At 48.0% G+C, this 13,471-nt stretch carries 11 protein-coding genes; 5 read left to right on the top strand and 6 right to left on the bottom strand.

Going from position 1 to position 13,471, the window contains the following annotated elements; genetic code table 11:
- Positions 1-128 precede the first annotated feature (128 nt).
- Complete coding sequence (thrS, locus tag V8Z93_RS08100; RefSeq protein ID WP_118079081.1) at positions 129-2,081, bottom strand: threonine--tRNA ligase; 1,953 nt, start codon at positions 2,079-2,081, stop codon at positions 129-131.
- 312 nt (positions 2,082-2,393) lie between these two features.
- On the opposite strand from thrS, the gene V8Z93_RS08095 reads away from it, so the two are divergent.
- Positions 2,394-3,425, top strand: coding sequence for an asparaginase (locus V8Z93_RS08095; protein WP_203038632.1), 1,032 nt, complete (start codon positions 2,394-2,396; stop codon positions 3,423-3,425).
- 940 nt (positions 3,426-4,365) lie between these two features.
- Here the strand turns inward: V8Z93_RS08095 and V8Z93_RS08090 are convergent.
- Positions 4,366-5,937, bottom strand: coding sequence for a DUF4301 family protein (locus tag V8Z93_RS08090; RefSeq protein WP_439431223.1), 1,572 nt, complete (start codon positions 5,935-5,937; stop codon positions 4,366-4,368).
- 175 nt (positions 5,938-6,112) lie between these two features.
- On the opposite strand from V8Z93_RS08090, the gene V8Z93_RS08085 reads away from it, so the two are divergent.
- Together V8Z93_RS08085 and V8Z93_RS08080 are read left to right on the top strand one after the other, a co-directional pair.
- On the top strand, positions 6,113-6,346 hold the full coding sequence (locus tag V8Z93_RS08085) for a hypothetical protein (protein WP_439431222.1): 234 nt from the start codon (positions 6,113-6,115) through the stop codon (positions 6,344-6,346).
- Between the two features lie 390 nt (positions 6,347-6,736).
- Positions 6,737-8,956, top strand: a complete 2,220-nt coding sequence (locus V8Z93_RS08080) for a RelA/SpoT family protein (RefSeq protein ID WP_439431221.1) — start codon at positions 6,737-6,739, stop codon at positions 8,954-8,956.
- Between the two features lie 43 nt (positions 8,957-8,999).
- Here the strand turns inward: V8Z93_RS08080 and V8Z93_RS08075 are convergent, their stop codons facing one another.
- Genes V8Z93_RS08075 through V8Z93_RS08060 form a run of 4 tightly spaced genes read right to left on the bottom strand, consistent with a single transcriptional unit; the run spans position 9,000 to position 12,514 of the window.
- On the bottom strand, positions 9,000-11,024 hold the full coding sequence (locus V8Z93_RS08075) for a tetratricopeptide repeat protein (protein WP_203051313.1): 2,025 nt from the start codon (positions 11,022-11,024) through the stop codon (positions 9,000-9,002).
- A complete protein-coding gene (gene def, locus V8Z93_RS08070) occupies positions 11,021-11,581 on the bottom strand; it encodes a peptide deformylase (RefSeq protein ID WP_089544566.1) in 561 nt (186 codons plus the stop codon). Before def ends, V8Z93_RS08075 begins: the two co-directional genes overlap by 4 nt.
- Positions 11,578-11,991, bottom strand: a complete 414-nt coding sequence (gene ruvX / locus V8Z93_RS08065) for a Holliday junction resolvase RuvX (protein ID WP_203038623.1) — start codon at positions 11,989-11,991, stop codon at positions 11,578-11,580. Before ruvX ends, def begins: the two co-directional genes overlap by 4 nt.
- A gap of 40 nt (positions 11,992-12,031) precedes the next feature.
- Positions 12,032-12,514: an SPOR domain-containing protein gene (locus V8Z93_RS08060; protein ID WP_203038621.1), complete on the bottom strand. Its 483-nt coding sequence runs from the start codon at positions 12,512-12,514 to the stop codon at positions 12,032-12,034.
- A 357-nt stretch (positions 12,515-12,871) separates the two neighbouring features.
- Between V8Z93_RS08060 and V8Z93_RS08055 the strand changes: the two genes are divergently transcribed.
- A complete protein-coding gene (locus V8Z93_RS08055; RefSeq protein WP_203038619.1) occupies positions 12,872-13,084 on the top strand; it encodes a YtxH domain-containing protein in 213 nt (70 codons plus the stop codon).
- Between the two features lie 32 nt (positions 13,085-13,116).
- Entirely contained in the window at positions 13,117-13,467 is a 351-nt protein-coding gene (locus V8Z93_RS08050; RefSeq protein ID WP_439431220.1) for a phage holin family protein, read from the top strand.
- Positions 13,468-13,471: the final 4 nt, after the last annotated feature.

The raw sequence follows: 13,471 nt of genomic DNA, 5'->3' as shown, positions 1-13,471 counted from the left end.
TCCGCGTAATCCGATGAAGAAATCCAATGAAAAAATCCAAAGAAGAAATCCGATGAAAAATAGAATCTCCCACAGAAAAAATGAATTCTGCGGGAGATTCAAATAAAAAATATCCTATGAAAGAAGGATTACTCCTCAGCTGCCTTCAGCTGCTCTGCAACCTCGGCGTTGATGCGCTGAGCAAACTCTTCCATGCTCATGGTAGCCTGCTCGCCACCACCCTGCTTACGCATGGAAACGAGGCCCTCGGCACTCTCCTTCTCACCTACGATGACCATGTAAGGCACACGCTTCAACTCGTTGTCACGAATCTTGCGACCGATCTTCTCGTTACGATCATCAACCAAAGCACGAACACCCTGCTTGTCAAGATACTGACGTACCTTCTGGGCATAGTCGTTGAACTTCTCTGAGATAGGAAGAATAGCTACCTGGTCTGGAGTCAACCACAATGGGAAGTGACCGGCGGTGTGCTCGATGAGAACGGCTGTGAAACGCTCCAGTGAACCGAATGGTGCACGGTGAATCATCACAGGAGTCTTCTTTGAATTATCCTCAGCGGTATACTCCAGCTTGAAGCGCTCAGGCAAGTTGTAATCCACCTGGATGGTACCCAACTGCCAGCGACGACCGATGGCATCCTTTACCATGAAGTCGAGCTTAGGACCATAGAAGGCAGCCTCGCCAATCTCCTCACGAGTCTCAAGACCCTTCTCCTTGCAAGCCTCGCGGATAGCGTTCTCACTCTCTTCCCAAATCTCATCAGAACCGATATACTTCTCTGTATCCTTAGGGTCGCGGAGAGAAATCTGTGCCTCGTAGTTCTCGAAACCGAAGATCTTGAATACCTTCAGAATCACGTCGATTACGTTCTCGAACTCAGACTTCACCTGATCTGAACGAACGAAGATGTGGGCATCATCCTGAGTAAATGTACGAACACGAGTCAAGCCGTGGAGCTCACCGCTCTTCTCATAGCGGAATACGGTACCGAACTCGGCGATACGCAAAGGAAGATCCTTGTAAGAACGAGGCTTACGAGCGTAGACCTCGCAGTGGTGAGGACAGTTCATTGGCTTGAGCATATACTCCTCATCCTCCTCTGGAGTCTGGATAGGCTGGAATGCATCCTTGCCATAGTGAGCATAGTGGCCAGATGTTACATAGAGGCTCTTGCCGCCGATACCAGGACAGATAACCTCCTGATAGTTATAAGGCTTCAGGAGCGAACGGAGCAACTCCTGCAAGCGGAGGCGGAGCTGTGTACCCTTTGGCAACCAGATAGGAAGACCCTTACCTACACGCTCAGAGAACATGAAGAGTTCCATTTCCTTACCAATCTTACGATGGTCGCGCTTCTTAGCCTCTTCGAGGATAACCAGGTACTCATCGAGCATCTTCTTCTTAGGGAAGCTGATACCGTAGATACGGGTCATCTGCTCGCGCTTGGCATCGCCACGCCAGAATGCACCAGCCACACTTGTAATCTTCACAGCCTTGATAAGGCCAGTGTTCATCAAGTGAGGACCACGGCAAAGGTCGGTGAAGTTGCCCTGGGTATATGTGGTGATGGTGCCATCCTCCAAGTCCTGCTCAATGTGCTCGCACTTGTAGGTCTGGCCATCGGCCTTGAACTCAGCGAGTGCATCAGCCTTAGCCACCTCCTTGCGAACCACTGGTTCGTTCTTCTTGGCAAGTTCCATCATCTTAGCCTCAATCTTGGCGAAATCATTCTCTGAAATCACCTGACCCTCGGCTGGCATCACGTCGTAGAAGAAACCGCTCTCTACGGCTGGACCGAAGCCGAACTGGATGCCTGGGTAAAGCTCCTGCAGAGCCTCAGCCAACAAGTGGGCAGATGTATGCCAGAATGTGTGCTTACCCTGCTCATCCTCAAACTTGTAGAGTTCTACGTTAGCATCCTCATTGATAGGACGGTTCAACTCTACTGTCTCACCATTAACACCGCAAGATACAACGTTGCGAGCGAGAGCCGGTGAGATGCTCTCGGCGATTTGTAAGCCAGTTACGCCCTGCTCATACTCACGAACAGATCCGTCTGGGAATGTGATTTTTACCATAACAACTTAGTATTTTTATTAAATCGTGTGCAAAAGTACTATTTCTTTTTGTAACGAGCGAATATTTTTGCATAAAAAATGCATTTATTTTCAAATCTCCACTAAATGGCGACACTTTTGTGGTTACACCTTATTATATATATAGGATTTCTGGAAAAACGCAGGATTGGAAGGAACCGGCAGGATTTGCTATCGAATGATAACAAAATGTTAAAACATGGCATATTTTTCGGGGAAACACTTGGTCATATCGAATATTTTCTGTATATTTGCACTCGATTAAGTGACAAAAAGTAAATATTGATAAATAAAATGGCAACACCCAAGATTCTCATCATCTATACAGGAGGTACCATCGGCATGGGAAAGGATCCCGTGACAGGCGTACTGGAGCCTCTCGACTTCAACCACCTCGTCTCTTCCATGCCAGAATTCAAACTGATTCAGGCGGAAATCGACGTGAGAAAGTTTGACCCTCCTATCGACTCCAGCGACATGGACCCGATGAGATGGGCGGAAATCGTAAGCATCATCGCCAAGAACTATGATGACTACGACGGCTTCGTTATCCTGCACGGCACGGATACGATGGCTTACACTTCATCAGCCCTGAGCTTCATGCTAGAGAATCTGACCAAGCCGGTGATTCTGACCGGAAGCCAGCTGCCTATCGGCGAACTGCGCACCGACGGCAAGGAGAACCTGATGACTGCCATTGAGATTGCTTCGGCAAAGGATGAGGAGGGACATCCGATGGTGCCGGAGGTATGCATCTTCTTCAACGGCAAACTGATTCGCGGCAACCGTGCCATCAAGATCAATGCCGAGGGATTTCATGCCTTCGAATCGTTCAACCATCCGCACCTCTGCGATGTGGGCATCAACTTCCAGTATCACAGGCACCATATCCTCACGCCAGACTACGACAAGCCGATGGTTCCCCATCTGAAGCTCGACCCGAACGTGATTGTGTTCAGTCTCTTTCCGGGCATTCAGGACAACATCGTGCGCCACGTGTTGGAATCACCCGACTTGCGAGGCATCGTGATGCGTACCTTCGGTTCGGGCAATGCGCCTCATGCGCCATGGATTATGCGCCTGCTTGACGAGGCAGCTCATCGCGGCGTGAACATCGTGAACATCAGCCAGTGTCTTACGGGCTGCGTGGAGATGGAACGCTACGGAGCGGGATTCCAGCTGAAGACCGCCCACGTGATCAGCGGCTACGACTCTACGGTGGAGGCGATGGTTACGAAACTGATGTATCTGCAGGGCAGATATGAGGACAACTGCAAGGTGAGAGAGATGCTCAAGCAATCGCTTGCAGGTGAAATTACGATTTAAATTACATGATAAATATATTTAAAACCTTGTAAGTTTCTACCAGCGGATAGAAACGAAGGTTTATAAGAGCACTTACCCGTGATGGGCAGGTGCTTTTTTTTATATTTATACACTTTTTATTCACTTTATATTTAAAAATAATTAAAAAAGACAGTATTTTTCTATACTCACTTGCTTTATATCATTTTTTTGCGTAACTTTGCATCAGAAATTTAAGAAATAAAGATGTAGAAAAGTAAAAATGATGATACGATGAAGGGCGAGAGTCCATGCTATCTATCACCAATATAGTCAATCCAAATATTCACAATCAACAAAACCAACAATTATGCAGATCAACAACGCTAAGAAGTACGGTGAGTTCGTAGAGATTACTGCTCCCGTAGAAAGAACAGCATCTGAAGAGTTTCCAAACGTTTTAGGCGGAGAAATCTGGTACAATTAGTATTGAATTCCATCGGAACCAGAGAAAACAGATGTAACAAGCGTCAGATATAACCAAAAACTAACAAAATGGAGAAATCTGATGCATTGAGAAGAAATGAAGAGCGAGATCAAGGAATCATCAAAATCTATCTCTTGCAGAAATCGTATTCTCGCAGTTAGATAAGTTTTCCTTAATTTCATGACCAACCTCTTAATCTCAAAATGATGAAGGCTCAATCCTCGAAGTATCGGGAATTGAGCCTTTATTGTATTTGTACCCCCCACGGAGATTAAAGTCGATGTCCCACGGAGATTAAAGTCAATGTCCCACAGAGATTAAAGTCAATGTCCCACAGAGATTAAAGTCAATGTCCCACAGATTTCACAGATTTACACAGATATAATTCTCTAACCAGAAAAAAATCTGTGTAAATCTGTGAAATCCGTGGGACTAAAAAAAAATAATCCATGGGACTAAAAAAATAATCCGTGGGACTAAAAAATAATCCGTGGGCTAGTGCTTGCAGCAACCTCCGTCGTGGTGATGCTCGTGCTTGATGCCACCCTCTACGGCCTGATGCTGGTCGCGGAGCAGATCGTTAACGGTCTTCACTGGGTTGAATGTGCCCAGAGGAACCTCTACGAATACGGTGTTCCAGTCGCTCATCGCACCATTCCAGAGACCTGGCAACTCCAAGGCCTTCAAGTCCTTACCGTTCTTGCTCTTACTTGAGATGAAACCGGTGGATGGATCTACGAACTTAGGAAGATCGAAGGCATTACCCTGGTAATCCTTGGTTGCGCAAACGAGATCTACCGGGTTGAAGTGAGTACCCTCGGTAAACATCTTCATGTACTCCTCGTTGTTCTTATCAATCTGTGAGCTCTCCAGAATCTGAAGACTTACAGTGCCATCCTGGTTATAGGTAAGGAATGGACCACCGCCAGGCTCGCCCACGTTCTTAACCACGCCGCATACACGCATAGGGCGGTTGAGCTTCTTGCGCAGATAGATAACCAGTTCGGCATCCTCCAGTTCCTTGATATCAGCCTTGCGGCAGCAGAGATCACGCTGAACGAAGCGGATAATCTCCTCCAGCTTCTCGTGGTTGTACTGTCCGGAATCCAGCACCTTCAAGTAATCGAATGCCTGCTTCTGCAAAGTAACCAATACACCTGCAATCACCTGCTTCCAGGTAACAGTCTCTGCCTTCAGACGATCAGGAACCACATTGTCGATATTCTTGATGAATACTACATCAGCATCAATCTCGTTGAGGTTCTCGATGAGAGCGCCATGACCGCCTGGACGGAACAGCAATGAGCCATCCTCGTTGCGGAATGGAGTATTATCCGGATTGGCAGCGATGGTATCTGTGCTAGGCTTCTGCTCTGAGAAAGAGATGTTGTACTTGATGCCGTAGCGCTGCGCATACTTATCAGCCTTCTCAGCCACCATCTGCTTGAAGAGTTCCAGGTGGTCGTGAGAAACGGTGAAGTGAACGTTTGTCTCGCCGTTGCTGCTGGCATAGAGCGCAGCCTCAACCAGGTGCTCCTCCATTGGGGTGCGAACCTCGTCCTCATACTCGTGGAACTGGAGCAATCCCTTAGGCAACTGACCGTAGTTCAATCCCTCTGGCTTGAGGAGATTAGCCACGATGGCCTTGTAATCGCCCTTCTTGATGAGACACATAATGCCCTTCTCATTGTTCACATGACACTTGTCGCAGAGCGCCTTGCGGAAAGCAAACTTCTTGATATTCTCGAAGAATTGTTTTTCGAAGTCAGTAGTAGGAACATCGTATGGAGCATCGAGGAATGCAAACATGTTCTTGAACATACGGCTTGCCGCACCTGAAGCAGGTACGAACTTCACAATCTTGTGACCCTCAGCCTTGTAGTCGTTCCACGCCTTCTCGTAGTCTTCCACTTCCTGTGCTGTAGGAGCCATGATACCCTTACCGATGGCAGCCGCACCCTCTAGTTTGAGGAATGGGAAACCATTCTTGATTTGTTCCAACTGGTGTTCAATCTGCTGCTCGGAGATGCCGCGGGCAGCGATTTGGTTTAGATCTTGCTGATTCATAATACCATATTTATGTTAAATTTACACTATATGTGCTACAAAGATAATAGTTTTTTCTGATAATCAGAAATATTTCCGCTTTTTTTTGTACCTTTGCATTGAAAATTTAACGAAGTACGCGTTTTTTAACGCCGAAACGCCATTGTTTGACAAATTTAAAATAGAATATTGCGACATGGTTAGTAAATTATCAAAGGAGCACGACAGAAGGTCGGGGCTATCACATTACCTCTATGGGGTATCTAACTTGTTCATCAGCGGAACCGGTATAGGCGGATTATCTCCTATGATTACCGGTGACGAGATGGGAGTGAATAATATACTCTGCCTTGTTCTTGGAGCAATAGCAGCTTTTGTATTTGCGTATAGTGCAAACAGAGTTATGAAGTATAACGATAACGATAAATAATATGGAACTATATACTATATTTATGGGGCTAGGAGCCTTGATAGGAACCTGCTTCGCCATTTGGCTCAATACAAAGTCTGGCCAGAAATGGATAGACAGTTTATAATATATAACATAAACTATTATGGAAGGATTTGCTTTAGTAATGTGTATAGGAGCTGTTATTGGTACGAGCTTAGCCATTTGGAGCTACACCAAATCTGGCAGAAAATGGATAGACAATTTATAATCCAAAACTATCGAAATGATGGATGGATTAATGTTTATTTTTTCGCTGGGTCTAATTATTAGCAGCAGCTTTGCAATCTGGCTCAACACAAAGTCGGGGCAGAAATGGATAGACGAGTTATAACAACTCAATAAAAATATAATCAACGGGAGGGAACGACAATGAATGAAACAACTTTTAAATTCACAACCGAAGAAAAGGAACAGACACTCCAGATACTGGAGCGCCTGAGAACCGCCGTGGGCGACACGTTCAAGCCGGGCGACGAGCAGCATCTGCGTGAAGACATACAGCATGCCTTCATCAACCACCAGATTAAGCGCAACGTCTTCGGCATGAACCCTATACTCGCAGCCCTGCAGACAGCAGAAATCGCTGTGAACGAAATCGGTCTGAAAAGAGACGGCATCATCGCCATCCTGATGCAGACCAGCGTTATCGACGGCTATCAGACCATCGAAGACATCCAGCAGAAATACGGCGACAGCGTGGCGCACATCATCAGCGGACTGCTCCGCATCCACGACCTCTACAAGCGCAACCCTATCATCGAGAGCGAGAACTTCAGAAACCTGCTCATCTCTTTCTCTGAAGACATGCGCGTGATTCTCATCATGATAGCCGACCGCGTGAACGTGATGCGACAGATTCGTGATACCGACCAGAAGGAGGCGAAGCACGAGGTGAGCGAGGAAGCCAGCTACCTCTATGCCCCACTCGCCCACAAGCTGGGCCTCTACAAGCTGAAGAGCGAGCTGGAAGACCTGAGCCTGAAGTATCTGGAGCACGATGCCTACTACATGATCAAGGAGAAGCTGAATGCCACCAAGGCGTCGCGCGATGCCTATATCGCCCGATTCATCCAGCCTATCCAGGAAAAGCTCGATGCTGCCGGACTGAAATATCACATGAAGGGACGCACCAAGAGCATCCACTCCATCTGGCAGAAGATGAAGAAGCAGAAATGCGCCTTCGAGGGCGTGTACGACCTTTTCGCCATCCGCATCATCATCGATGCACCTAGAGAGAAGGAATACATGCAGTGCTGGCAGACATTCGCCCTGATCACAGATATGTATCAGCCGAACCCGAAGCGTATGCGCGACTGGCTCAGCGTGCCTAAGAGCAACGGATACGAGAGTCTGCACACCACCGTTCTGGGACCTGAGAATAAATGGGTAGAGGTGCAAATCAGAACCGAAAGAATGGACGATATTGCCGAACACGGTCTGGCTGCACACTGGCGATACAAGGGCATCAAGCAGGGAGAAGGAGGCATAGACGAATGGCTCGCCAACATCCGTGCTGCCCTGGAAAGCAACGACGACCTGCAGCTGATGGACCAGTTTACCACCGACCTGAAGGAAGACGAGGTATACGTGTTCACCCCTAAAGGCGACCTGCTGAACTTCCCTAAGGGCGCCACGGTGCTCGACTTTGCCTACTACATCCACTCGCGCATCGGCAACACCTGCGTGGGCGGAAAGATCAACGGCAAGGCGGTGACCTTCCGACAGGAACTGCACTCGGGCGACCAGGTGGAAATCCTCACCCAGAGCAACCAGAAGCCTAGAAGAGAATGGCTCAACATCGTGCAGACCTCGAAGGCAAAGGCTAAGATTCGCCTCGCCCTGAAGGAAACGCAGAAGAAGGACGGACTCTATGCCAAGGAACTGCTGGAACGCCGATTCAAGAACCGCAAGATAGAGATTGACGAGAGCACCATGGCGCGCATCATCAAGAAGATGGGATACAAGGAGAACTCTGATTTCTACAAGGATGTGGCAGAAGAGAAACTCGACGTGAACACCGTGGTGGAGAAATACATCGAAGAACGCGACCACGACCTCAACCTGAGCAACGCCAACAAGCCTGCCGAGAGTGCCGAGAACTTTGAGTTCGAGAATCCTACCGAGGAACTCCTGAAGCAGAGCGACGACGTGCTGGTGATTGACGAGCATCTGAAGGGCATCGACTTCGAGCTCTCCCACTGCTGCCACCCTATCTATGGCGACCCTATCTTCGGATTCGTGACCATCAGCAAGGGTATCAAGATTCACCGCATCGACTGTCCTAACGCCAAGGAACTGCGCCGCCGTTTCGGTTATCGCATCGTGAAGGCGAAATGGAGCGGCAAGGGTACATCGAAGTATGCCATCACCCTGAGAATCATCGGAAATGATGATATCGGCATCGTGAGCAACATCACGAACATCATCTCGAAAGAGGATAAGCTCGTGATGAGAGGCATCAACATTTCATCCAAGGACGGCCTGTTCTCGGGCAATGTAACCGTGATGATTGATGATGCCGGCAAGACGGATGCACTGATCAAGAAACTGAGTGCCGTAAAGGGCGTAAAGCAGGTGACGAGAATATAAAAAAAAATCCCGCAGACTATCAATCTGCGGGATTTTTTTATTATTATTTCGCCTTATTCAATCGCTTGATCACAGAATAAGCATCATATAATCCCAGCTCTCCAGCCTTAGAGAGATCCTGGATGCCAGCCTGCCTGTTGCCGCTCTTGGCACGGGCGATACCTCTATTATAATAAGCCTCAGCCAAACGGTTATCTATCTTCAGCGCGATGGTATAATCATCTATCGCCTTGGAAAGCTCGTTTCTGCCGGCATGCAGATTACCTCTGTTATAATAGATGTAGGCATTGCTGCTGTTCAGGCGGATGGCATCGCTAAAATCAGCCTCGGCAGAATGGATATTCACCACTCCCTTGCCCTCTGCCTTGTTGAACTCGTCCATCTCTGCCTGGCACACGGCACGCTGCCAGTAAGCCAGCGCATTCTTATCATCCAGAGATATATAATAGGTGAAATCGCTGATGGCTGCCTCGAAATCGCGAAGCACACTGTGGGCGATGGCACGACGCATGAGAATCAGCTTCTTCTGCTCGATATCCTTTGCCACACTCAGCTCTGCCGAGAGCTTATCTATCAGAGAGAATATCTTCATGGAACCATTCTCATCCAACTGCTCCTTAGAGCATACGATATACACCTTATCAGAAGTCTTGCCCTTAGCAGCAGCAGCCTTGGAACCTGATGCAGAAGGGCCTGAAGCAAGAGTACTAAGCTGCTGGTTCAAATCCTCCACTGCCTTATCGAACGCCTGTACCCCACTCACATTCTGGGTATTAGGGAAATAAGAGAGCTGGAACATAGGCAGATAGCTGGTTTCCACCTGGCGGTTCTGCACCCTGCCACGATACTCACTCTTGTAATTGTGCTCATACTTCGGCTCATCATCCACCACGAGCGAAGCAAACTTATCAGGGTCTATCTCCGAACGCTTGCGCATCTCCTTCTTGGTCTTCGCACTCCAGCGAGGCTGAATGCCGATGTGCTTGTTCATCTGCGCCTTGAAGATGCGGAACTCATCCATCTCAGCCTTTGCCGTCATACCCAGGCGGCGATAGCAGCGGGCACGATAGGAAAGACCCGTCCAGAAGTTTGGAAACTGCCCGATAACCGTAGAATAATCACGGATAGCCGCCTTCAGGTTACCCGTCTTGTCGTGCAGCAGGGCACGGTTGAAGATGGCCATGAAGTTCTTCGGCTCCATCTTGATGACGAAGTCGAAATCGGTGATGGCACGGTTGTCATCGCCCAACTGCACACGCATCAAGCCACGGTTGTAGTGGGCCAGAAAATTGTTGGGATCAAGGTCGATGGCAGCATCATAGTCGCTCATCGCACCTCGTAGATTATTGATGTTGATACGAGCCAAAGCACGGTTGATGTAACTGTTTACGTTGTTCGGCTTGAAATGGAGCGACTTGGTGAGCGCCTCATCCGCCGTCTTCCACTCCTTTCGGGCAAGTGCCATATAGGCACGCGTGGTCCATGCATCTCCATCAAAAGGGTTCAGCTTGAGGCTCTGGTCGAGCCATTTCTCCGCCTGCACAGTATCCTTCTGATGCAGATACACCTCGGCCTTCAGGGAATAGGCGTTGGAATAATCCTTCCATTTGGTGATGATGGTATCCAGCTGCAGCTGCGCCTGGTCGTAATGCTTCTCCTCCATGAGGCAGAGTGCGCGGTTGAACCAGTAGTTGCGGTTGCGCGGTTCCAGACGGATGGCAGCATCGTAATCGGCGATGGCATCCGAGAAACGGTTCTGGCGGATACGGCAGATGGCACGCAAGTCGTAGATATCGTTGATATAGGGATTGAGGTTCAACGCCTCAGAGGCATCGCTCTCAGCACCCATGTAATCATCGAGATTAAACTTGGCAACACTGCGGTAATACCAAGGCTCATAGAGATAAGGCTTGGCACCGATGGCTAGATTAAAATACTTAATGGAAAGAACGAAGTCCTCGTAATACAAGGCACTTCTGCCGGCAGTGACGAGCCGGTCAACTCTATATTGCGCCGATGCCGACAAAGCGGTCAGCATCAGCACAAAAGTGAAAATAAACTTTTTCATCGACGAATCTTAGTACGATAGCTGCAGCGGAACTTGCCCTTGATGATGTTCTTGAGCTTTCCGGCAATCATGTTCTTACGCAGTGGAGACACACGGTCTACGAACATGGTTCCCTCCAAGTGGTCGAACTCATGCTGCATGACGCGCGCCAGGTAACCAGACACCCATTCATCGTGCTCCTGGAACTGCTCGTCCATATACTTCACGTGGATGCGTGTAGGGCGAACCACCTTCTCGTTGATGCCTGGGATGGAGAGACAACCCTCGTCAGAAGAATCCTTCTCTGCCTCCTCATCATACTCCAAGATATGCGGATTGATGAACGCATGGCGGAATCCCTTGTACTCAGGAAGATCGTCGCTGAGCACGTCCAGGTCGATGACCACCAGGCGGATGGCCAAGCCAATCTGCGGCGCAGCCAGGCCGATGCCATTGCTGGAATCGAGGGTTTCATACATATTATTAATCAACTCCTTGAGTTCAGGGTAATCTGGAGTAATATCTTCAGCCACTTTTCTCAAAACAGGCTGACCATAAATATAAATTGGTAAAATCATCTTCTTGATTGCATAAAATCCTGTAATATGATGGTAGCGCTTATCTCATCTACCAATCCCTTGTTTTCTCTTCTCGTCTTCTTCTTCACGCCGCCGTCTATCATCGCCCTATGGGCAAGAACAGAGGTGAATCGCTCATCGTAATACTCGATAGGCACCTCGGGATGCGCCTTGCGCCAGCGATTGTAGAAGTTCTCCACTCGCGCCAGGTTCTCGCTGGGCTGCCCGTTGGGCTGAGTAGGCTTTCCGATGACGATGCGCTCCACCTGCTCCTTCTGGATATAGGCTTCGCAAAACTCGAAGAGCTCAGACGTAGCAACAGTTGCCAACCCATTGGCAATGATCTGCAATGGGTCGGTAACTGCCAGTCCGGTACGTTTCTTACCGTAATCTATTGATAAAATTCGCATTCAAACGAAATTTTCAGAATCTTGGTGAAACGCAAAAGAATTACTTCTTCAAGAGCAACCATGCATCAGGATACTTGCCTGCGCGAAGCTTGTTGCGGCTCTTAACGGCACCTGCCTTGTCAACGAATGTAGCAGCGATGACACGATACATGTTGCGCTCGCTGTTGTATGCGATCTGAGAATCATAGCCGGCACTCTTCAATGTGCTGGCCAAACCCTCTGCGTTAGCCTTGAGAGAGAAAGAACCTACAACAACGCTGTAGTTCTGCAGACCAGAACCTGAGATGAGGTCCAAGTTCTCCTGACGTACTGTAGCATTGTCAACCTCTGTTGTTGTGCTCTCTGCAGGAGTAGTAGTCTCCAATGGAGTAACCACTGGTTCTGGAGCTGGAGTCTCCTGCTGAGCCTCCTGCTGCTGAGCCTTCTCGTATGCCTTCTTGTAAGCACTTTCCTTAGATGATCCACAACTAGCGAGTGCCAATACAGCACACAAACCTAAGCTGAAAACTGATAATTTCTTCATAATTGTTTTTTAAAAATGTATTGATGTTTAAATGTTACTTTAATTACTTCACCTTATTATATATAGGCGGCTACGCTGCACTTTTTGGGTAGTTATACAGGCATAGTTCGCTTTTGTTCTGCGAAAATACAAAATATTTTGCTAAGAAAGAAAGGTTTACTGCATAAAGTTTGTTAAACTCAAGGTAAAACAACACTTTTAACGAAAAATTAAGAGTTAAAAACTTGTTTTTTGGAGAAATATTAGTATATTTGCAGTTGATAAGCAAAACACGCTCAACAGATGCCCCGGCGGTATTGAGGCGCATTTCGGCTATCAACAACTATATAATTGTATAACATTTAAAACTTAAGAATTATGAAGGCATTAGGTTACATTGGTGCATTCCTCGGTGGCGCACTCGCAGGTACAGCACTTGGTTTGATTTTTGCTCCTGAGAAGGGCGCAGATACACGCAGCAAGATTGCAGGCGCAGTGGATGATTTTTGCAAGAAGCACGATATCAAGTTGAGCCGCAAGGAAGTGGAAGACTTGGTTGACGACATCAAGGAGGCTGCTCCTGAGGTATAACAGCAAGAAATTAACTTTATCAGGCGATAAGGATGTTTTCTAGTGACAAGAATGTAGAAACCATCGGGCAGCTCGTTGAGGTGCTCAAGCATTACATCGGGCTTCAGTCGGAGTACATGAAGCTCGATGTCGTGGATAAGGTGGTCAGGTTGATTACGGCTATTGCCATCTGCTTTCTGCTGCTCACCCTGCTTGCCATATCAATGATATATCTTTCGTTTGCTGCCGCATTCGCCCTGGCCGACTATGTGGGCTTGGCACCTGCATTCTGCATCGTGGCGGGAGCATACTTATTGATATTGATTCTCTTCATCCTGTTCCGACATCAATGGATTGAGAAACCGCTGGTGAAATTCCTGGCCAGCCTCCTCATGCAAAAATAATACC

Origin of the sequence: Segatella copri (assembly GCF_051861805.1) — a bacterium.
Lineage (GTDB): Bacteria > Bacteroidota > Bacteroidia > Bacteroidales > Bacteroidaceae > Prevotella > Prevotella copri_M.
The sequence above is the reverse complement of the archived record's forward strand: the minus strand, read 5'-3'. Positions and strand labels throughout refer to the sequence as shown.

What these genes read in the sequence shown, in the direction of transcription:
- V8Z93_RS08085 (WP_439431222.1), top strand. Translation starts at nt 6,113, where the DNA reads ATGGTTAGTAAATTATCAAAGGAGCACGACAGAAGGTCGGGGCTATCA.
- V8Z93_RS08080 (WP_439431221.1), top strand. Translation starts at nt 6,737, where the DNA reads ATGAATGAAACAACTTTTAAATTCACAACCGAAGAAAAGGAACAGACA.
- def (WP_089544566.1), bottom strand. Translation starts at nt 11,581, where the DNA reads ATGATTTTACCAATTTATATTTATGGTCAGCCTGTTTTGAGAAAAGTG.
- thrS (WP_118079081.1), bottom strand. Translation starts at nt 2,081, where the DNA reads ATGGTAAAAATCACATTCCCAGACGGATCTGTTCGTGAGTATGAGCAG.
- ruvX (WP_203038623.1), bottom strand. Translation starts at nt 11,991, where the DNA reads ATGCGAATTTTATCAATAGATTACGGTAAGAAACGTACCGGACTGGCA.
- V8Z93_RS08090 (WP_439431223.1), bottom strand. Translation starts at nt 5,937, where the DNA reads ATGAATCAGCAAGATCTAAACCAAATCGCTGCCCGCGGCATCTCCGAG.
- V8Z93_RS08050 (WP_439431220.1), top strand. Translation starts at nt 13,117, where the DNA reads ATGTTTTCTAGTGACAAGAATGTAGAAACCATCGGGCAGCTCGTTGAG.
- V8Z93_RS08060 (WP_203038621.1), bottom strand. Translation starts at nt 12,514, where the DNA reads ATGAAGAAATTATCAGTTTTCAGCTTAGGTTTGTGTGCTGTATTGGCA.
- V8Z93_RS08095 (WP_203038632.1), top strand. Translation starts at nt 2,394, where the DNA reads ATGGCAACACCCAAGATTCTCATCATCTATACAGGAGGTACCATCGGC.
- V8Z93_RS08055 (WP_203038619.1), top strand. Translation starts at nt 12,872, where the DNA reads ATGAAGGCATTAGGTTACATTGGTGCATTCCTCGGTGGCGCACTCGCA.
- V8Z93_RS08075 (WP_203051313.1), bottom strand. Translation starts at nt 11,024, where the DNA reads ATGAAAAAGTTTATTTTCACTTTTGTGCTGATGCTGACCGCTTTGTCG.